This window comes from uncultured Algoriphagus sp. (genome assembly GCF_963974835.1).
Classification (GTDB): Bacteria; Bacteroidota; Bacteroidia; order Cytophagales; family Cyclobacteriaceae; genus Algoriphagus.
Genome location: NZ_CAXBET010000005.1, coordinates 73230 through 94665 on the forward strand (window position 1 = coordinate 73230; position 21436 = coordinate 94665).

The 21436-nt window shown below is 39.1% G+C and carries 14 protein-coding genes; 11 read left to right on the top strand and 3 right to left on the bottom strand.

The genetic code is table 11. The features are described from left to right. Positions 1–52: 52 nt before the first annotated feature. Positions 53–907: an SdiA-regulated domain-containing protein gene (locus AACZ73_RS11695; protein ID WP_339878018.1), complete on the top strand. Its 855-nt coding sequence runs from the start codon at positions 53–55 to the stop codon at positions 905–907. Next, positions 904–4548, top strand: a complete 3645-nt coding sequence (locus tag AACZ73_RS11700; RefSeq protein ID WP_339878019.1) for a BamA/TamA family outer membrane protein — start codon at positions 904–906, stop codon at positions 4546–4548. The genes AACZ73_RS11695 and AACZ73_RS11700 overlap by 4 nt, the downstream gene beginning before the upstream one ends. Here AACZ73_RS11700 and AACZ73_RS11705 read toward each other — a convergent pair. Beyond that, entirely contained in the window at positions 4516–6894 is a 2379-nt protein-coding gene (locus AACZ73_RS11705) for a GAF domain-containing protein (protein ID WP_339878020.1), read from the bottom strand. The two genes, AACZ73_RS11700 and AACZ73_RS11705, sit on opposite strands and share 33 nt — an antisense overlap. A 662-nt stretch (positions 6895–7556) precedes the next feature. Here AACZ73_RS11705 and AACZ73_RS11710 point away from each other — a divergent pair. The 3 genes from AACZ73_RS11710 to AACZ73_RS11720 are packed head-to-tail and all read left to right on the top strand — an operon-like array spanning position 7557 to position 9011. Beyond that, complete coding sequence (locus AACZ73_RS11710; protein WP_339878021.1) at positions 7557–7928, top strand: hypothetical protein; 372 nt, start codon at positions 7557–7559, stop codon at positions 7926–7928. A 12-nt stretch (positions 7929–7940) separates the two neighbouring features. Further along, positions 7941–8297 carry a hypothetical protein gene (locus tag AACZ73_RS11715; protein ID WP_339878022.1) on the top strand — a complete coding sequence of 119 codons (357 nt, stop codon included), beginning with the start codon at positions 7941–7943 and terminating at the stop codon, positions 8295–8297. Between the two features lie 3 nt (positions 8298–8300). Then, positions 8301–9011, top strand: coding sequence for a LytTR family DNA-binding domain-containing protein (locus AACZ73_RS11720; protein ID WP_339878024.1), 711 nt, complete (start codon positions 8301–8303; stop codon positions 9009–9011). Positions 9012–9051: 40 nt separating this feature from the next. On the opposite strand, the gene AACZ73_RS11725 is transcribed toward AACZ73_RS11720, so the two are convergent. After that, positions 9052–13380 carry a PAS domain S-box protein gene (locus AACZ73_RS11725; protein ID WP_339878026.1) on the bottom strand — a complete coding sequence of 1443 codons (4329 nt, stop codon included), beginning with the start codon at positions 13378–13380 and terminating at the stop codon, positions 9052–9054. 323 nt (positions 13381–13703) lie between these two features. Beyond that, positions 13704–15200: a sodium:solute symporter gene (locus tag AACZ73_RS11730; protein WP_339878028.1), complete on the bottom strand. Its 1497-nt coding sequence runs from the start codon at positions 15198–15200 to the stop codon at positions 13704–13706. A 351-nt stretch (positions 15201–15551) separates the two neighbouring features. On the opposite strand from AACZ73_RS11730, the gene AACZ73_RS11735 reads away from it, so the two are divergent. The 6 genes from AACZ73_RS11735 (at position 15552) to map (ending at position 21425) form a co-directional block, all read left to right on the top strand. Continuing rightward, positions 15552–16757, top strand: coding sequence for a hypothetical protein (locus tag AACZ73_RS11735; protein ID WP_339878029.1), 1206 nt, complete (start codon positions 15552–15554; stop codon positions 16755–16757). A 127-nt stretch (positions 16758–16884) separates the two neighbouring features. Beyond that, positions 16885–17247 (top strand): phage portal protein, encoded by a 363-nt coding sequence (locus tag AACZ73_RS11740; protein ID WP_339878031.1) that lies wholly within the window; start codon positions 16885–16887, stop codon positions 17245–17247. Positions 17248–17563: 316 nt separating this feature from the next. Then, positions 17564–18985: an alanine/glycine:cation symporter family protein gene (locus AACZ73_RS11745; RefSeq protein WP_339878032.1), complete on the top strand. Its 1422-nt coding sequence runs from the start codon at positions 17564–17566 to the stop codon at positions 18983–18985. A 169-nt stretch (positions 18986–19154) separates the two neighbouring features. After that, entirely contained in the window at positions 19155–19880 is a 726-nt protein-coding gene (locus AACZ73_RS11750; protein ID WP_339878034.1) for a CPBP family intramembrane glutamic endopeptidase, read from the top strand. 65 nt (positions 19881–19945) lie between these two features. Then, on the top strand, positions 19946–20458 hold the full coding sequence (locus AACZ73_RS11755) for a DUF4943 family protein (protein ID WP_339878035.1): 513 nt from the start codon (positions 19946–19948) through the stop codon (positions 20456–20458). A gap of 199 nt (positions 20459–20657) precedes the next feature. Further along, a complete protein-coding gene (map, locus tag AACZ73_RS11760; RefSeq protein ID WP_339878037.1) occupies positions 20658–21425 on the top strand; it encodes a type I methionyl aminopeptidase in 768 nt (255 codons plus the stop codon). Positions 21426–21436 lie beyond the last annotated feature (11 nt).

Consider the following 21436-nt stretch of genomic DNA (forward strand, 5'->3'; position numbering starts at 1 on the left):
CACTTATTTTGAGGATACTAATTTCAAGGTAATTAGTTCCAATTAAATAACGATGTACTACCTCAATATATTAACTATACTTCTTCTTCTGTTAAACAGTAATTGTACTCCACGCCTTTCAGAACTTGAAAACCAACCTTTTCCAAAAGCATATAATCTAGCCAACTATGAGAAAATCAAGCTTCAAGATGATCTGGAAGAGGTGTCGGGACTTCATTGGGTAGGTGAAAACCAACTTTGGGCCATCGAGGACGAATCCTCCATTATTTATAGAATTGATCCAAAAACAGGGAAAATTCTTAAAAAGAGGAAGTTTGCCAAAAATAAGGACATTGAGGATTTACTGGTGCTTAAGGACGTTGCATGGGTTCTTCAAAGCAATGGCACGCTGTACGAGGTCACCTCTCCTCTTACTAAAGATGCACAAACCACGGAATATCATTTCCCAATCAAAGAAAAAAGAGATCTGGAAGCAATTGTTGCTTCCAAAACAGAACCATACTTATTTATTTTGTGTAAAGCATGTAAGTGGGATAAAGGCCCTGAAAAGGCATCTGTGTTTCGCTTTGACCTGATTTCAAAAAGCTACGACTCCATTCCTTTTGAGACTTTGAAACGAGAAAACATACAGCCGCTCCTTACAAGCCAAATGGATAAACCGTTGGACATCCAGCCTTCAGCTATTGCCTTACATCCCATTGAAAACCAATATTATATTATTTCTTCCAGTGGTAAATGGTTATTGATAGCCGATACAGATTTCATTGCTAAGGAAGTTTACAATCTTGATTCAAGAATATTTAAACAACCCGAAGGAATCACTTTTGACCAAAAGGGGAATATGTACATTTCCAATGAAGCTCAAGATGGCGAGCCGAACATCCTGATTTTTGAATTTAATCCATGAAGAAATATTACCTATATATTGTTTTCTGTTTATTGACATGTTCTGTGGCGGCCCAGGAATCTCCCAGGAAATTCCGTGTGTATCTGATAGGCGATGCCGGAGAAATGGAGGACGGTCATCATCCAGTAGTGGAGGATGTCCTTCAGCAACTGCAGGAATCCCCCGGGGAAAAAGCCCATATCATCTATCTGGGGGACAACATCTACCCGTTGGGGATGCCTGACTATGAAAATGAGGAAAGGAAGGGTGCCGAACTAATACTAAAAACACAACTGGATCTCTACCGTCATCTCAACGGGAAAATCTGGATGGTGCCGGGAAACCATGACTGGGACAAAGGCAAATCCGACGGCTGGAACGCTGTACTGAGAGCCGAGGAATACGTGGAGGAAAATTATCCTGCCGACCAGGTACTGTGGACACCGGGTAGTGGGTGCCCGGGCCCAACTGTTTTCCCGCTGGACCCCGGGACACTGCTTGTGACTGTGGATAGTCAATGGTGGCTGCAGTCCAGGGACAAACCGGGCAGGGAGTCTGATTGTGATTACAAATCCGAAGAGGAAGTTCTGGCGGCACTAGCCTATCTATTGGAGGAAAACCAGGATAAAACCATCCTGGTAGCCATGCATCACCCGTCACGTTCCTACGGACCGCACAACGGCGGCTTCAGCTGGAAAAACCATTTATTCCCGCTTACCGTTCCCTACCCGAATCTGTATATCCCCTTACCGGTAATCGGATCTGTCTACCCGCTGTATAGAAGTTGGTTCGGTGACATCCAGGACCTTCCCCATCCCAGGTATGAAGCGATGGCCAATGCCCTGGACAGAATATTTGACACGCACCCCAATGTAATCCAGGTTGCCGGTCACGAACATGGTCTGGCATATACCCGTGAAGGAAACACCCATTATGTAATCAGTGGTGCGGGAGCTAAAGAGACCTATGTAAAAAAGAACAACTCGGCTGATTTCACCTATACCCGGCAGGGGTACGCCGCATTGGACTTCTACGAGAACCATGCAGTGAAGCTTTCTTTCTATGATCCGCTAAAACAAGAACCGCTCTATCAGGCCCAGCTGGTAACCCCTTATGCCGGTAATGCCCAGGAATTGGAACTCTTCGACAGGAATATCCCGGCAGAGGCGACCCGCCCTGTTTCCACCCAGTACCTCCATGGCAAAGGGTATTACAATTTCCTGGGGAAAAACTACCGGGAAACATGGGCCATACCTGCCACCTTCGAGACACTCGATCTCAGCACCGCCAAATCAGGGCTGACAATAATCAGGAAAGGTGGTGGTCTGCAGACTCATTCACTGAGACTGGCAAACAGTGCCGGGAAGGAATATGTCCTGAGGTCTGTCAATAAATATCCCGAAAGTGCTCTTTCCCCACAGTTGCGCCAAACCATTGCCAGGCAAGTCATCCAGGACCAGATCTCGGCTTCCCATCCCTATGCCGCACTTGCCGTGGCCCGACTGGCCGATGAGGTGGGGATAGTGCACACCAACCCCAGAATTGTCTATTTACCTGATGACCCTTTGCTGGGCATCTACCGAAAGGGATTTGGTGACGACCTGTATCTGTTTGAGGAACGGGAGGTCGCCGGAAAGGGAGCCCCGGACGACATTGAGTTTTTCAATACAGAGAAAATGCTCAAAAAAATCCATGGGGACAATGACCATCAGGTCATGCAAAAGGAAGTCCTGAAGGCAAGAATATTCGACCTGTGGATCGGTGACTGGGACCGCCACGACGATCAGTGGAGATGGATCGGTGAAAAAGGCAAGAAAGGCTGGGAGTTCACGCCCATGCCAAGGGACAGGGATCAGGCTTTTTTCGTAAACCAGGGAATTTTCCCCAAAATAGCCAGCCGTAAATGGGCAGATCCCAGATTTCAGGGGTTCGACTATAGCCCTCCCCGGTTTGTCTCTGGCTTTATGTTCAACGGTAGGTATTTCGACCGGAGTTTCCTGAATGGGCTGGACCGGGAAGACTGGATAAAAGCACTGGACAAGGAAATACCAAAAATGACCGAGGAGGCTATCCTGAATGCCTTCAGGGACTGGCCGGATTCCGTGGCGGCAAAAGACGCCCCGGTAATCCAGGCCAAACTCCGCCAGCGGAAGACCTGGCTGAAGGAGGAAATGCAGAAACATTATGCCTTTCTGTCCAAGGATGTGAATGTGGCGGGTTCCAACAAAAACGAGGAATTTGAAGTCAACTACCACAAGGACGGTCGGGTGGAAGTCGAAGTCAGGAAAATCGACAAATCGGGGGATTTGGAGCAGAAGCTCTACAGCCGGACATTTTTGCCCGGGGAAACGCAGGAGATCCGACTCTATGGGTTGAAAGGTGACGATACCTTCCAATTCAAAGGGGAAGGACCCGGCAGGATAAAAGTGCGGGTGATTCCAGGCAAGGGCGAAAAATCATTTGAGGATAAGGGAAACACCAAAAAGAGAAACACGCTTATCTACCAAAATCCAGATGAAAAAGTGCCAATAGCGCTGGGGGAAAGTGCCAGAATCAAGTATGCCCCTTCCATCTCCTACCTGAATTACAACAGGAAGGAATTCAAATACGACAAGGTCATGCCCTTGGCTTCGGTGGCCATCAACAAAGATGACGGCGTGTTTCTGGGAGCCGGTGTCCTTTGGGAAAAACATGGGTTCAAAAAGGAACCCTTTTCGCTGCGGCAGTCCATTGTGGGTAATTATGCGATCAAATCAAACGCATTCAATATAGAATACAATGGCCATGCTGTGGATGCGGTGGGGAATTTGGATTTGGTATGGAAGGCAGATGTGCGGGCCCCCGATTACGCTTACAATTTCTTCGGAACCGGCAATGAAACGGAATACAACAACAGTACTTATGAAATAGATTATTACAGGGCAAGGTTCAGCTGGTATGAGTTGTCCGGTGGACTGCAGTCCAGGCTGGGCGAAAGTGGGAGCTTCACCATCGGTCCTCACTATCAGGTATACCGCTTCGACCAAGATGACAACAGCAACAAGTTCATCACCTCTCCGGAAAGTGGCTTGGACCAGGTTGATCTGGACAAGGCCAAGTTTTACAGTGGGTTGTCCGCCAAAGTTGTCTTTGACAGAAGGGATCACAAGGCAATTCCCACCAGGGGGCTGTATTTTGAAAGTCAGGCCAGGAGAATGTGGGGGCTGAATTCCTATTCAGGGAATTTCACCAGGGTTGAGGGTGAGCTGGCACTGTATTGGTCATTCAGATATCCGTCCAGGCTGGTGTGGGCTACCCGCTTTGGGGCAGGCAAAAACTGGGGGGATTATGAATTTTTCCAGGGCCAAACACTTGGGGGATTGGACAACCTGCGTGGGTACAGAAGATACAGATTCAACGGCGGTGCGGTAGCCTACAACAATACCGAAGTACGGATTAGGGTGTTCAACCTAAAAACGTATATCCTTCCTGCGACGGTCGGTGTCCTGGCATACAACGATATCGGCAGGGTGTGGGTCACAGGTGAGAAGTCAGACGATTGGCACAATTCCTTTGGCGCAGGTGTCTGGCTGGCTCCCTTGAACCAGGTTGTAGCTACGTTCTCCGTTGGCTTTAGTGAGGAAGAATACTTACCCTTCTTTTCTTTCGGATATCAGTTTTGAATTGGTTGATAATTCATCCATTGATCTTGGTGCTACGCCTACCCTAATAGCTTTCAGCCCGTGAACTCCTTGCATTTCCTCCAATTCAAGCTCCTCAATCTGATCAAGCAACTGCCCTTTGTTTTGTAAGTAGGTAATAAAGTCCAAGTACTCTTTTGCCTCCCGCTTCTGTGAATAAACAATGGCAATTTTGCCGGGATGTACCAATCGCTCATGTGTATCAGCTATCAGAGCTTTGTCGATACGCTTTTTCATGATTTCGTATCTGATATTATACGCTCCCTCCACATCAAACTTTCGCTCATCCAGGCGGAAACTTATGGATATTGGAGTACTATGGGCGAGAATAAGTTGTGTGATTTCCAGCGGTTTTTCAAGCAATGGCTTTTTTTCCTGAATTAAATGATACACTTCAATTAAGCTCTGTAGCTGCCAAAGTCTAAGATTCTTTAGGTATATCAAATCAAACTTATGGTTTTTCACCAGAGATTGACCTATGTATATATTGTACTCTATACCATCTGTCTTAAATTTCTCATAATAGTGAGGAAAGATCTTCTGGATTTTCAATTCCTGTTCATCCATGAATGTCCCCACAGTGTTATTGATCAGCTGAAGACTGGATTCAAAAGCTTTTCTATGGTAATTAACAATTTGAAGTTGAGGATCTAATTCATCAAAATATGCTTTCACTTCTTCCCTGAGGTCACTAAAGGTTTCACTTAAATGAACAAAAGTAGGCTCCAGCTCATAATGAAAAAACTCAGTAATACGCACTTCTTCCTCACTGAGCAAAATCAAATTGATACGTCGCTTATACTCGTTGATTTGATCGATTAGACTGTCCAAAAGAGGCAAGTAATGTAGCTTACCAGCTAACTCGAGGATAGCTTTTCCTCTATCTAGCTGAATCACAAAATCATCGTGTATCGCCTGATTACGCTGCACGGAAGAGTTTTTTATATCTATTGCAGCATATAACGGAAATACATCCTTAAAAAGAATAGGCTTAATTTCGGGCCTTTTACCTTCCTCTTCATCCAAGACATAATCCAAGGCTATTTCATCAAATTTCCATTCTACCACAGGATGTATCGCTGTGAAATTTTTTCTGATTATAGCCTTGATCTTGTAATCCATATTCTCTGCCTGCCTATGCAATGCGAGAGAAAGGGATGGTGCCAAATGATCCAATGTATGAATCATCAAGGGATCAAAAGTCCCTTTCTCGAAAGAACATATTTCCAATACTCCTACCAGATTACTGTTATGCCTCAAGGGATAAAGAATGATTTCCTGAAGCCCCATATCCACCATCTTGGTAATCAAAGTTGACTCCTCTGAATTATCCTGAATATCTTTTAAGAAAACCGGCTTATTTACCTGTGAAAGAAATTCCATAATAGCCTTATATGGATTCTCACTTCCTGAATCGAAAAGTTGACTAATGAGATAACTATAAGCTAAACGGCTTTCAGACATAATAATCCTTCCCGAAATATTTTGAAGAACTGCCAAACCCACTTTCAAATTGCCCTTTCCCAACAGACTCTTAACAGAATCTTCCACTATTATCATGAATTCTTCCGTGCTCACCTGATCCTGTTTCAGCACGGCCTCATTAAGCGTTGCGACACTTTGGGCCACCGTCAAATCATTGGCTTCCATAATCACAAAGCCATGAAATTCGAAGAGATTTAAAGGCAGCAGATTTTGGAGACGCTCCAGTTCGTAATGGTACGGTTCATTAGCAGTGCAGAATTCGGACTTATCACGAATCTCTGGTAAAGGTCCTTTTGCCACCACCCGTACAAACTCAGTGTTAAGCTGAATCTGGTAGTGCTTGTTGACACCACTTTTCCCTCTGAATTTGAAAATCATCGGTGGGAATTGATTCATCTTTATTCCATAAAATTGATTCAGGATCATGCCATAGACATTTACCATTTTATCAAAAGCAATACGCTCTAAATCAATATTTTCAGGTATTTTTATGTGACCGTTTTCATCTAAAAATTGTTCTGAAAAAGCTGAAGTCGAATAGATAGGATTATAGTCAAATGGCTTGGAGATGGCCAATATCTTCTTATCTCCCTGACCGGCAAGAGGTAGAATTGAACTTAGGATCAAACCAAAGCCAAGTTTGTTCTGATCGGTATTCAATATCTTCGGGTCAATATTTGATTCCAGAAGCTGAGGAAACTTTTTAATCCTATCCAAATAATCATGGTAGAGGCAGATGCTCGGATGAATAGTATCGGCAAGCATTTCCCATCTTTCTATTAATTTTTTAAAATCAAGATGTGATGCCTCGAAATCCTGTGTGTTTTTATGCGTGAAATCCATTCTTAATAGGCATTTAGAATATGAATAAATACTCTATTTAATAAAGATAAGTTCAAATTGATGTATAGAATAATTTTTCAATATGTAACTAGTTAGACTGTGCTGGAAAAAAATCTCCTGTGACTTCTAACTACTTCTATGAAATGACTACACGATCAAAGTATGACCCATTTAAATCTAACTGTTAAAACATAAAAATTAGGATTTTAGGCCAATTAAAAGGGTTTACAGCGCAAATCAATCAGGTTTAAGTAGATAAATCACGTTTTTTACCTTCATCGGATTTTCCGTTCACCGATAAATTAATGCAGTTCATCGACAGGCAAGTTGACTTGACCTTCACTCTCTAAAAATTCATTTTTATTATTATGACATTTGAAATAAGAAAAAAATAAAGCGCTTATGGTTAAAATAAACCGGTGAGTTGGTAAGACTTTATTAATCCAAATAGATAAATGTTTCAAAAATAAATAAAACAATCGCGGAAGATTTAACAAAGGAAGTGGTATAAGTATAATCCAGATAATTAGTACCTAATATCATTTTGTAAGTCAAATCACAAACAGTTAGAACTGTTATTAGTTTCAAAGGTAAAGGAGAGTAAGTTGTTTGTCACCCACAAGCTTGCCCTATATAAATCCCTAAATACAACTCAAAACAACATGCCAAATCAAAATGACTCAAACTTAACGCGCTCCCGATTTGGACTTGAAGAACGGATCATAGACACCTATGATTTGATAACAAGTATCGTTGTTGGATTTGAAGGGCAAGCTTCTTTAAAAATTAAGATTGACAACCAACTTCCGTTAATAAAAGGAGATCCTGATCAAGTTGAGGCATCCTTTAAAGACTTCATAAATAAAGCAATCGAGCAGTTTAACGGTACAGCTGAGGAAGTAAGTATAATTCATATTAAAAACCCGCACGCATGGATTTTTGCCTTTTTCATCAAAGGTTTTCAGTATGGAGATCAGAATCATAAACACGATACAATAAGTGAGTTCAATTTGTGCATCTCTAAAAAGTCCTAATCCAAATCTGGAATGAGTATTAATTCTACCCTTCAAGTATCTCGCATGGAATCTCCTTCATTAACGTATTTAAAAGAGCTATCAAAAGGAAATGTAGTTTTCGAAAGGAAAATTATAAAAATCATGATTGATGAGCTTGTAGAAGAGAATGCATTTTATGAGAAAGCAATTCAACTTAAAAACTATTATTGGGCTTCAGAAATCGTGCATAAAATGAAACACAAAATTGCATTTTTTCAGATGGATTTGGCCTTTTCGGTTGCAGAAGAACATGAATTATCCTTATTAAAAGAAAGTTTAAATTATGACAAAGATTTTCAGGAGATTATAACTAAAATACTTAACTTTCTCCCAGAATGTTCAGAGTAATCTATGAAATGTATCATCATCGACGATGAAAGTGTATCAAGAGAGATTTTAACTTTTCTATGTGAGAAAGAACCTGATTTAGTTGTTGTAGGTAGTTTTTCCAACGCCATGGAAGCTTTTCGATTTCTTAATCAGGAGAGTGTGGATCTAATATTTCTCGATATCCACATGCCTGGATTCAGTGGATTTGACTTTTTACAGACTATAAAAAACTCACCTCATATTATTCTTACCACATCAGACAAAACCTCCGCTGTACATGCATTTGAATATGATAGTATAGTTGACTTTTTAAGTAAGCCTATTGATCCAAATAGATTAAAAATAGCTATCAAAAAGGTAGAAAACCTCCTTAAAACTAAATCAGCTGAGCCTGAAAAAATCTTATCCAATAAAGCTGAAATCAACCAGTTTTTTATCAATATCGATAAGCGGTTGATTAAAATAAATGCAAGCGATGTGAATTTGGTTGAGGCGAAAGGTGACTACGCTATTATTAAGTTGGACAATGAAGAATACAAAGTGCATAGTACACTCACGAATATTTTAAAGAAACTTCCTGCTGAATCTTTTTTTAAAGTCCACCGGTCCTATGTAATCAATCTTCGAAAGATCATTGATATTCAAGACAATACCATTTTAATCCATAAGTCAGTAATCCCTATCAGTAGGACGAAAAGATCTGAACTAATGGGAAAACTCAACTTGATTTAATTAGTGACTCTACCCTATCGATAGAATCACCAATTAATCATTAAGCCTGAATATGGCTTAGTATATAGTTAACCTCCTTCTCTATCAAATTGAATTTCTCCATAGCTTCTATCTTATCAAAGACGGAAAGCTTTTCGAATTCCAGAGACATTTTAGATAGGATGGGCATCCCTGATGATATTGCTGTACCATACATTTTATGGCCTGCCTCTTTCACTCCATTTAAATCTTCCAATTCAATTTTCGAACGCAAATCATCTAACGTTTCGCTTAATTCCAACTTTACTATTTGAAGAATTCTCTTCAAGACCTTCGTATTATTATCGGTATATGAAATAAGTTTTTGCTTATTGTAGTGATCTTCCAATTTGTCGCCTGGATCTTTACCCAAAATTAAATTCTTAGATTTTGAGACTGGCAACCACTTTTTAAAGATCTCGATTAGTGTATTTTCCACAACTGGTTTTACTACAAAGTCATCCATCCCAGCCTGTAGACATTTTTCTCTTTCACCCTTTACATTGCCTGCAGTCAGAGCCACTATTGGTACATGTATGTGCTCATCTAAACTCCTTATTTTTCCTGTAGCTTCGTACCCGTTCATTTCGGGCATTTGTATATCCATCAAAATAATATCTGGCATCTCTTTTTTACAGTGCTCATATGCTTCTAATCCATTCACAGCTTTTATCAGCAAAGCATTAGGAAAAGTTCTTGTTATGATGGTTTCTGCCAGCAGCATATTCACGGCATTGTCTTCAGCAATAAGGATTTTAAATGGTAATTCTTTTTGTACTATGAGTATTTCCTCCTCGCTTTGTAAAGCTTCCTGTTGGGTATGTAATCTCGAAAGTGCGTGATAAAAGTCATCAAGTTTAAGTGGTTTAATTAATCGATGCCTCACACCCAATTCCCTGCATTGATTTATGACTTTTTGATCTTCAGCAGAACTTTGAAGCAACATTACCGGCATATTATCCAAGTTATCGGCAAAGCTTTCTTTGATTTTCCTGATTGTCTCTAAGCCATCCATGAATGGCATTCTGTAATCCATCAAGATGACATCAAACATTTCACCCTTAGATAAAATGTGGAGTGCCTCAAATCCGTTAGAAGCTTCGACTGTATGGATATTTTGTAACAGGAGCATCTGATTTACTATTAGACGATTATTTTCATTATCATCTACCACCAGTACTCTTTTAATATTCTGTATGCCGGCCCATTCAATTGGCTCGCCCTGCTCAGTTTTAAAAATTGCATCAAAGTAGAAAGTACTTCCTTTTCCCGGAGCTGACACCAATTGCAATTTGCTTCCCATAAGTCCAAGAAGACGATTTGAAATAGTTAGGCCAAGTCCTGTACCTCCGTATTTTTTGGTAGTTGAACTGTCCTCCTGCGAAAATGCGTCAAAGATTTTCTTTTGCTTGACTGGATTGATCCCTATACCCGTATCCCGGACAGAAAACCTAATCTTACATTGATCTCCAGTAGTTTCCAGATTTTCAAGCTTTAATTCAATTTCACCTTTCTCTGTAAATTTGGAAGCATTACCCAGTAGATTAACCAACACCTGTTTTAATCTTACAGCATCTGCATAGATAAATCTTGGCAAATCACTTTTAATATTAAGCAGCATTTCGATCCCTTTATTCTGAATTGGAAAGCTGATTATATCGGTAGCTTGAGAGCACATTTCATAGAGGTCATACTTTTCAATATCCAATTCAAGTTTTCCTGCCTCTATTTTTGAGAAATCTAAAATATCATTGATGATACTTAATAGTGCATTTCCAGATTGGTTTACAATTGATAAGTATTGATGCTGCGTTTCGTTCAGTTTGGTCTTCAATACCAGATCTGTAAAACCTATAACTCCATTCAAAGGTGTTCTGATTTCATGGCTCATATTTGCCAAAAATTCAGATTTGGCTTTATTGGCTTCTTCAGCCATGATTTTAGCCAATTTTAGTTCTTCCCTTTGCTTTACATATGTGGTAATGTTTTGGGTATAAACCATCATACCACCTATTTCTCCATCGTGCAAAAACCAGGGTCTCATTTCCCAATTGATATACTGATCCTCATCATATCCAGGGAAAGGGTAAAGCGCCTCTTCTCTCCTATCTATTCCACCATTTAGGACCCGCTTATGTCTTTCTACATCCTCTTTCTTTATTCTATCCTTAAATATATCGTAATGAGATGCCCCTATTACATCCTCCTCGGCAAGTTTAAAATCACTGATCCACTTATTACTTACAGCAATGTATTTCATGTCCTTATCCAGCATCGCAACCGCCTCTGGATTGTGCAGAACAAATGCATACAATCTTATTTTTTCGTTGATTAAATCAAGCTCCATTTTTCGATTGTCTGAAATGTCTATTGCGATTTTCAGATAACCTATACTTTGCTGATTTGCATCTTTTATTGGAGTAACCACAGAAGATACCAAGCGTTCTTCTCCATCTTTAGTAACAAAAGTGTAGACTCTTTTTTCATAGCCATCTCTCTCTGGCCTAGCTTTAAATATTTCAAATCCGGTAATGGGTCTTCCAAATTCCTGCGAAAGATCATTGGACAATTTTTCAGTTTCTTCTGGGGAATGAATAATGTTGGTGGTATGCTTACCTAATAGTTCTTCAGCTGTATAGCCAAGCATTTTTTCTGCTCCAACATTGAAAACCGTAATCAATCCATCGACATCAGTAGTGATGATACTTACTTCCGAAGATGCTTTGAAGATATCATCCAATGCTTTTCTACTCCTTGCAGCCTCAACCTCAATTTTCTTCCTCTCATCTATATCCTGGAAAGTCCCGAATATCCTAACACAAACTCCATCCTTAAATTCTGGATGCCCTATAGATCTGATCCAAATTTCATTTCCCTTCTGTGTTATTATTTGCAAATCCAACTTCCAAGGTTCACCATTCAAAATTGCATTATCCAGTGCCGCTTTAATTTTTTGTCTACTCTCTCCTTCTTTATAGAAATTAATTCCTGTTTCTACAGAAGGAATAAAATCTGGCTCTACTTCATGAATAATTCCTGTAACTGGTGTCCAGGATAAGCGCTGGTCAACAAGATCCAAATTCCATCCACCTACTCGGGCTACATTGCTGGTTTCTTCCAGCAAGAGCTTTGTTTCTTTCAAATCCTCTTCTAACAACGCTCGGGAAGTAATGTCAATAGCGTTTCCAATTACATAATAGGAGCTGCTCAAATTACTTTTCTCCAGCACATTATTAAATAGCCAAGTATGAATTGAGCCATTCTTATGGCAGGTGAACATTTGACCTTTTGCTTTCCCTTTCTCCTTGATAAGCTCTAAATATGCATGGACCTCATTATGGGCTTTACTAGGGACTATATCAAAAAGATTCATTGAAGTGATTTCACCTACAGTATAACCCAATATCTCAGCACCAGAGGCATTTACAGAGAGGAAATTCCCATCAAGATCATGAGTACACATTAAACCTTGGGAATTCTCAAAGAACACCCTCAGTTTTTCCTCGCTTTCTTTTAGTTTTAATTCTTTTTCCCTTTCTACAGATATATCCCTGCCTATTGCGAAAATATTTCCTGTTGCAGGTTCAGGTGATGCCGTCCATTGGAGTACTTTATACGATCCATCAGCTGTACTGAACCTATGGATAAAATTGATAGTAGGAATGCCTTGAGAAAGTCTTTCTACTTCCTCCGCTGTTTTGTCCAAATCATCAGGATGAATTAATTCAAAAAATGACTTAGTCAATAGGGTTTCAGTATCCCATCCAAGAATTTTACTAAATGATGGACTCACTCTTTTAAAAAAACCATCATTACTCGCTAAACAGACCAGATCAGAAGATAAGCGAAAGAGTTTTTCATAATGGCTAAGTTCAATGTTAGTTTTCCTATCCCTTAACAGGCTCATCATACCTCCAGCAAGTATGGCTAATCCTTCTTTTTGCTCTTCATCAAGTTTCTTACTGTTTCTATCCAATACCGCTATCGCACCAAGGAGATATCCATTCTGATCTTTAACTGGAAGTGCCAAATAAAAATTAAATCCTTTCTCAATAATTTCTTTGCCAAAATCCTCATTGCCTTCCTGTAATTCCAAAAAGTATGAATTTTGAAGCCCGAAGAAACTTGACTCCAAATCATTAGGTTCAATACTGCCAAAATCTCCATTGGAAGATTTTAACCATACTTTGTCTACATCAAAAAAATAAATCAAAGCCGCGGAAGATGCGGTGACCATACGAGCAAGTTTGGCCATACCGTCAAATTCCCTCTCTTTATTTGCATTAAGCAGTTGCAAGCTTTCAAGTGATTCCAATCTTGGTCCATCTCCGAACCATTGAGAGTGATTCATCATACCAGTAGTTTATTCATACCAATTTATCAAAAATTTTTGCGCTCAAAACTAGTTTTAAACGGCAAAATATCGAGTAAAATTATATCAGAAAAATTTATCTCAATTAAGAAACTGAACTATAGTGTAGAGAAACAAGCAATTATATTATCACATATAATAATATTACTTTCATTATACTTTATCTGTATTTTAAATATTATTTTGTAGCAAAAAACAATTATATTAATTGCATAGAATATATTTTTCCTCCATAAGTTTAGATCAGCCCGAATAGCTAAAAATGTAATATCCATATGTCGAAGCTGTTTACTAAAATCATTCTACTTACTTGATTTTCGTTTATAAAAGAAACCTGTGACAAGAAAACCAACGATAAAAATGGTGATTGTGCCCATCACAATAGTCAAGTTAGTATGAAGTCTGTTTTGAAAGCCCTCCATTTCAGTTCCACTTAACAGCACTGGAGAAAGACTCATCCATCCTATCACAACTACTCCGCATAAAACTCCAATTCCCGCGGCTTTTCCTGTAGCCTTTTTTACAATAAAAGCCAGCAAAAACAAACCTAGTATACCTCCGCTGAAAATAGATGAAAGAGCCCACCATGCATCCAATGCACTGGTGACTCCATTGAATGCTAAAGCCACCGCAATGCTCAGTATTCCCATTACGAAGGAACTAATCCACAAAACCTGCATTGATTGCTTCTCGGTGGCACTTTGACGAATATATTTTCTATAATGATCTGAGAGAAAAACCGTCGCAGAGCTATTGATACTGGTCGATACTGTACTCATACCAGCAGCAAAAATCGATGCTATTAATATCCCTGTCACACCCACTGGCAATCCCGATACAATAAAGTAAGGGAAAACCTTATCTGAGTTTTCTCCTAGTTGCAATTCAGCAGGAAGTAAATCCGGAAAAGCCTGATAGTATGAGTACAATGATGTTCCTATAAAGAAAAACAAAAAGGATACGGGTAGATAGAGAAGACTGCCCAGCCAGGTTGATTGCACAGCCTCCTTCTCAGATTTCGCAGTAATGTATCGCTGTACATAACTTTGGTCAATGCCAAAATTCTGAAGGTTTATAAACAATCCATAGATGAGAATCATCCAGAAGGTGGATTCTACAAAATTGAATCTGAAACTACCTAAGCTGAACTTACGGGATTCTGCTGCAATTGTGACTGCTTCCAATGGCCCGTTTGGCATCGAAAACAAAATCACACACAAGCAGAGCAATGCGCCTCCTATCAATACGATTCCTTGGATTGCATCCGTCCAGATCACGGCTTCGATACCTCCAAACATGGCATATATCATCACGCTTACCCCCGTACAAATAATTATTATAGGGATACTCCAACCAAAGAGCGCATTCATGGGTAAAGCAAGCAAATACATGATCGCCCCCATCCTCGCCAGCTGAGTAAGTAAATAACAAATTGATGCATAAATACTTGCCCAAGGACCAAAGCGAGTTTCCAAATAGTAGTAAGCCGACTCGCTTCTGAGATTTCTATACAGTGGGACAAAATATTTTACAGCTATCCACGCTGCAAATGGAATAGAAAGACTAAATACAAACCCGTTCCAATTGGATAGGTAAGCATTGCCCGGTAAAGCGAGGAAGCTAATACTGCTGACGAACGTAGCAAAAATAGACATGCCTATTGCCCAGCTTGGAAGCCTTCCTCCCCCTGTAGTATACTCTAGTGCTGTTCTTTTCTTAAAAGAAAAAGAGACACCAAAAAGTACAATTGCTGCCATGTAAACAAGGAAAACTATTAAATCGATAAGGGGCAGATTCATTAATAACGATGCATTTTGGGTTTAATAAAATTAGTTGCCCAGTTAAAATATTAGGAGGCACTAACTGCAATTACTTAAAAAGGATTGATAGATCTATGACAAAAATCTGAAAACATTCTTGTCATCTAAAACCATACTTTTTAGATTCAGTATTTTCACTAACCATAAAATTTTGACTTAAAAAAATCTTCTTAAAAACTATATTTCCAGGCTGTTCAATTTACTATTCCAAATAATATTCCTTATATTTTCAAGTAAACGATTACATTGAATAGGTATTTTTAATCATCCAGCTTTTTAAATGTGATCCTGGATTTCATGTTATTTTCAACACTAAAATTTTAATTTATTATGAAACAATCAAAATTCTTTACCAGGCATCTTGCCGCATTTTTTGCAGCCTCTATCATGCTACTTACAGCATGTGAAATAGAACCGACGGAATCTATTAATCCAACAGAATCAGATTTAATATCGGCTCAATTAAAAGATAAAATCCAAGCCTTACCTGAAGGATCTGAGGGTAGATCAAATCCGCAACTTAATTTAGGATCCGAATCCGCACGGCAATTAAATTTAGATTTACAAACAGATCCGCAATACAGGGAAATGGTACGTAGAGCACTGGAAGCAGTGGCCCCTACGGATTGTGGTGATACTGATCTAAATTTTTGGCTCGACCAGGAACTTGCGGATTGGAATGCTGAAATAATATATTATGCTTCTGTTTCCGGTATGTTGGATTTCCCTACCTACGATGCCTTACTATTTGAAAACAGCTCACAGGGCCAATATTTCGGTAAGGATGGAGAGTATACCAAGCCTTTAACCAAAGCATTTAAAGATTTGCAACGCTTTTGGAATATCGATTCTAAAAATATTGTTTTGGCAGCTATGCATGGTGACATGCTACTCGACAGAGAAAAGGTGATTAGAATTGATCGAATTCTTTATCCTTCGGATACTCAAGAGGATGCTGAGTTCTGGGCTGACTTTATTTTAGATTTGCTGAATAATTATCCCCAATACAGGAATGGAGACCATCCGATATTTACCTTTAATGCCTTTGCTCAAAGCAGTTTCCCTTTCCCTCCTTACGGAGTGATTCCTTCTAAAATAATTATGGGTGATGGGATCATGGATGCTTATACTGCACTAGGTTTTAGTGATGTTGCTCCTCAGGCTATATTAGCACATGAATTTGGCCATCATATCCAATTTCAATTAGGATTATTCGATAGCCCTATATCAGATCCTGCTGAAGCTACTAGAAGAACAGAGCTCATGGCTGATGCTTATTCAGCTTATTACTTATCTCATGCTAGAGGGGCGACTATGCAATGGAAAAGAGTACAACAATTCCTTCAGGTTTTCTTCAACATCGGAGATTGTGGTTTTGCAAATAGTGGCCATCACGGCACTCCGCTTCAGAGAATGGCGGCTGCAGAGTGGGGATACAGCATAGCTAATAATGCCAAAAAACAAGGCCATATTTTGACTAGTCAGGAATTTGCAGCTCTCTTTGACGCCAAACTTCCAGAGCTTGTAGAACCATAAAAACATGTTACTAAAACAATATCAAAAAATCACCCCTTTATAAGCTGGGGTGATTTTTTAGTTTTAATAGTATCAAGGGTATATTGAAGCTGGCTTTATATCGAAGACAATTTTTGAAAAAACGAAAATGCTAGCAATCAAAGTTTTGGATCACATCCTAATCACCATTCCCGCCAATACCCGTGAGCTCGCAAGGGAATTTTATATTAAAAAGCTGTTATTGGAAGAAATTCCTGGGCAGCATCCAAACGGAGCGATCTGGCTGAAGTTAGGAAATATAGAGTTGCATATAAGGGAGGAAGATAATCATCAAAGTAACTCATCCAGACATCCGGCATTCGTGGTTGAAAACTTAGATGATGCCAAATCCTTCCTTCAAAATATAACTATACCAGTCAGCTTTTCCTCTGTAATCGATGGTCGTGATCGTTGTTTTTTCAGAGATCCTTGGGGAAATAGATTTGAGCTCATCGAATTTGATCCGAAGTGAGTTTTACACATCAGGTAAATGAGCAAGTTTGACAATCTGAATAAAAATTAAGCTTTTTCCAATAACACCCAATTTTCAAATGAAACTGATCAATTATTACGGCCATTCAAAATGATTATTCTGCTATTATCGCAGAATTTTCACTTTCTTCGGGTTCAAAATAAACCCAGATTACACTTATCATCAGAAATTCTAAGTTTTAAATTCAAAAAATGAATTCAAGCGTACTGCGAAACCACTCAAAAATTTTGAGTATCAGGTACGCGATATTCCTCCCGATAGCTCGGGATGTCGATTGAAAAACAATTAAAAACACATGAAAGAAATAGTAGAAGCTATTAACGCGGTTGTCTGGAGTAATGCATTGATCTTTCTTTGCCTGGCTGCCGGAGTATATTTTTCCTTTGCCACCAAATTTCTACAGGTGACTTATCTGAAAGAAATGGTTCAACTCCTATTCAAAGGAGAATCGTCCAAAGAAGGCGTTTCATCCTTTCAGGCATTCGCTATTGCTATATCTGGTAGAGTGGGTACAGGAAATATTGCGGGTGTAGCTACTGCCATTGCTATGGGCGGCCCTGGAGCCATATTTTGGATGTGGATGATCGCATTTCTTGGTGCATCTTCAGCATTCGTAGAGTCTACATTGGGCCAAATTTATAAGGAGGTAAATAATGGAGAATACAGAGGTGGACCTGCTTATTACATAGAAAAGGGAATTGGTAAGAAGTGGTATGCAATGCTCTTTGCTTTTGCCACTATTCTAGCAACGGCGATCTTTATGCCAGGAGTTCAAAGCAATAGTATCGCCTTAAGTATGGCTAACGCATTTGATATTCCTGTAATGTGGACTGGAATTATTATTACTGTTTTGATGGCGTTGATCATCTTGGGTGGAGTGAAGAGAATCAGTAAAGTAGCCGAGGTTGTAATTCCTTTTATGGCGGGAGCTTACATCCTTATGGCTGTAATTATTATTTGTATCAATATCACGGAGGTGCCCGCAGTATTTGCCTTAATCTTCAAATCAGCATTCAATCTGGAAGCTGCTTTTAGTGGTGTTTTTGGTATGGCTATCGCTTGGGGGGTGAAAAGAGGGATTTACTCCAACGAAGCTGGTCAGGGAACTGCTCCGCACGCTGCTTCTGCAGCCGAAGTAAGTCATCCTGTAAAACAAGGACTGGTACAGGCGTTTTCGGTATATGTGGATACACTCTTCGTTTGTACTGCCACCGCTTTGATGATACTCTTCACCGGCCAGTTTAACGTATTAAATCCAGAAGGGGGATTTATAGTAGAAAATCTCCCTGGAGTAGCATTTGGTCCGGAGTACACGCAGTTTGCTGTGGCATCTCAGTTCCCATCGCTAGGAGCAGGATTTGTTGCAGTATCTTTGCTATTTTTTGCCTTCACAACAATCATGGCTTATTACTATATCGCAGAAACCAACCTGAGTTATTTGACCAGAAAAACCCAGAACAAATGGGGTATCTGGGTTTTGAGACTTGCTATTTTAGGAGCTACATTCTACGGAACTATCAAAACCGCAGAGATGGCTTGGACTATGGGTGACATCGGTGTCGGCTTGATGGCTTGGTTGAATATTATCGCTATTATTCTACTTCGCAAGCCAGCTTTCAAGGCTTTAAAGGATTATCAGCGTCAGAAAAAAGAAGGCAAAGATCCTGTCTTTGTAGCTAAAGATGCCGATATAGAGAATGCTGATTTCTGGAAGTAAAGATTGTTTCTCCGTAGAGTTTACAAAGAGCAACACTAACAGATAATCTATTTTAAAAGGATAATGAATACTAGAGCCGACAAGTTGATTGTCGGCTTTTTCTTTTAAACTTAGACAAATAAATTAATTAATTATCTGATAAATTTTAAGATAAGATTTTTTCAAAACTATGATTAGAATACTAGCTGAAAGTGCACTTCAATTATTATTTGTATTGCCGATTGTTCTGCTCACCTTAAAAAACAGAAAATTAGAGACTGTCAAAATTTTAGTCGCCTTCACAGCATTTTATCTTTTAAATCAAGTACTTCTTTATTTACCATTCATTTATCCTGACCTAAAAATTTCTAACTGGAATATCAATTGGAATTGGTCCGGAAAAACCTACGCTATAATTGGAGCATTGCTATTTTTAGCTGTTTATAGAAAATTTCCTGTATCTGACTATTTCTTAAATTTCAAACAGGATAGACAATTTTTAAAACAAGGGATTTCTCTTGTCATCATTATTTTAATAATTCAAAGTATAGTTGCCTTTTTCTCACCCTCTAAATCGGTAAACTTTGAAACCCTCTTTTTCCAATTTACCATGCCAGGCATAAATGAGGAAATTGCATATCGCGGAATTATGCTAGGGCTATTGGTGAAAATATTGAAAAGCAAAAACTTGATTTTGAATCCTGCGCTTTGGATAACTTCCATATTGTTTGGAATGGCACACGGTTTTTTCCTTACAAAAGACTTTAATATTATATTTGATTTTCAACCATTTACAGTAACGATGATCTATGGTTTATTGTGGGGTTGGATTACCTTGAAAAGCAGAAGTATTTTACTAGCCTTAATTTCACATAATCTAGTAAATGGAATGATGAATTTAATTCAAATGAGATAAATTTCGATTTAGTTAGTAGTAGTAGTAGTATAGCTAATTGGATATAACCCTTAACCCATCTCCTAATGAAAAACCTGAAAATCCTACTTATCTGTCTTTGTCTAATTAGTTTCCTTGGGTGTGAGGACGATTCAGATCCATCCAATGTAAGCGTGGACAACTATGTGGAATTGCTTAAGAAAGGCGATTACAATTCTTCAGAACTGCCTAATTTTTCTTATGAGGATATTCCAGCCCTGCTAGCCTACAGAAATGAAAGTCAACTGATCAAGGACTTTCCTGTTAACATGATATCCTCTTATTGGCTTCCGGAATGCACATTAGGTATGTATGTTCTATGGACTATAGAATCCATCCGGGCTCGGGCGGTGGAAAGCGAAAATTTAATTGGCACATTTCCTTCTCAAAATCCGATAGTGGAAAACAAAAATAATTTTGAATGGATAGAACAAAATAACAATGTTCGCGCTACTGTTGCTGACTCCTATTTTTCCTGGTGGCAAATCAATAAAGACAAAAATTTTGATCTTTTCAAAAATATAGATCCTTTAAAAAACACAGAATTGCGCTGGCACTAATTTAACAATCCTCTTACGATTATTGAACTAAGCTTATGAATTTCAATTTTTTATCATTCTGATCTCAACACATAGGTAATATACTAATCATACAGAAAAACTCTTAAAAGACTAGTCTGAAGGAAAAATTGGAATTAAAAAATCATATTGAGGCACCATTTTATCTTAAACCTGTTATATCTACTTAACCAAGATCAGCATGTCCATCTCAAAGGAATCCGAACTTATCGGAATGAAAAAAATTTCAGAAGTTGTAGGAACCACACTCAGACTTATGACAGAATTCGCCAAAGTCGGAATCTCCACCAAGGAGCTTGACGAATACGGTGGGGAAATTCTGAAAAGTTACGGTGCAAAATCTGCTCCTTATGAAACCTATAAATTTCCGGGATACACTTGTATCAGCGTAAATGAGGTAGCTGCTCATGGAATTCCTTCCGAGAAAATTATATTAAAAGAAGGTGACCTGATCAATATTGACGTCTCTGCCGAACTCAACGGTTTTTGGTCTGACAACGGCGGTTCATTTGTACTTGGTGAGGACATTCATAATCATCAGCCTTTGGTGGATGCTTCCAAAAACATCCTTCACAAAGCAATCAACGCTATAAAAGGTGGAGTGAAAATCGCCGACATTGGGCATCTGATTGAAACTGAAGCTAGGAAATCAGGCTATAAAGTCATTAAAAACTTAGCCGGACACGGAGTCGGAAGGAGTCTGCACGAAAAGCCAGAAGACATTTTAAACTATAGAGTCAAAAGCAACAGAGAGCGTTTCAAAAAAAACACTACTGTTGCAATTGAAACTTTTATTTCGACCAATTCTACCATTGCTGTGGAACAAAACGATGGTTGGACGCTGGTAGGAAACAAAGGAGGATTTGTCACCCAACATGAACAAACCATTTTGATCACTGATGGTGCTCCGGTTATTTTAACAAAAGCAAATGGGCTTTGGGAATACTAACCCAATTCCAC

Excerpts from the sequence above, each read along its gene's own strand:
- AACZ73_RS11695 (WP_339878018.1), top strand. The coding sequence starts at position 53 with ATGTACTACCTCAATATATTAACTATACTTCTTCTTCTGTTAAACAGT.
- AACZ73_RS11700 (WP_339878019.1), top strand. The coding sequence starts at position 904 with ATGAAGAAATATTACCTATATATTGTTTTCTGTTTATTGACATGTTCT.
- AACZ73_RS11705 (WP_339878020.1), bottom strand. The coding sequence starts at position 6,894 with ATGGATTTCACGCATAAAAACACACAGGATTTCGAGGCATCACATCTT.
- AACZ73_RS11710 (WP_339878021.1), top strand. The coding sequence starts at position 7,557 with ATGCCAAATCAAAATGACTCAAACTTAACGCGCTCCCGATTTGGACTT.
- AACZ73_RS11715 (WP_339878022.1), top strand. The coding sequence starts at position 7,941 with ATGAGTATTAATTCTACCCTTCAAGTATCTCGCATGGAATCTCCTTCA.
- AACZ73_RS11720 (WP_339878024.1), top strand. The coding sequence starts at position 8,301 with ATGAAATGTATCATCATCGACGATGAAAGTGTATCAAGAGAGATTTTA.
- AACZ73_RS11725 (WP_339878026.1), bottom strand. The coding sequence starts at position 13,380 with ATGAATCACTCTCAATGGTTCGGAGATGGACCAAGATTGGAATCACTT.
- AACZ73_RS11730 (WP_339878028.1), bottom strand. The coding sequence starts at position 15,200 with ATGAATCTGCCCCTTATCGATTTAATAGTTTTCCTTGTTTACATGGCA.
- AACZ73_RS11735 (WP_339878029.1), top strand. The coding sequence starts at position 15,552 with ATGAAACAATCAAAATTCTTTACCAGGCATCTTGCCGCATTTTTTGCA.
- AACZ73_RS11740 (WP_339878031.1), top strand. The coding sequence starts at position 16,885 with ATGCTAGCAATCAAAGTTTTGGATCACATCCTAATCACCATTCCCGCC.
- AACZ73_RS11745 (WP_339878032.1), top strand. The coding sequence starts at position 17,564 with ATGAAAGAAATAGTAGAAGCTATTAACGCGGTTGTCTGGAGTAATGCA.
- AACZ73_RS11750 (WP_339878034.1), top strand. The coding sequence starts at position 19,155 with ATGATTAGAATACTAGCTGAAAGTGCACTTCAATTATTATTTGTATTG.
- AACZ73_RS11755 (WP_339878035.1), top strand. The coding sequence starts at position 19,946 with ATGAAAAACCTGAAAATCCTACTTATCTGTCTTTGTCTAATTAGTTTC.
- map (WP_339878037.1), top strand. The coding sequence starts at position 20,658 with ATGTCCATCTCAAAGGAATCCGAACTTATCGGAATGAAAAAAATTTCA.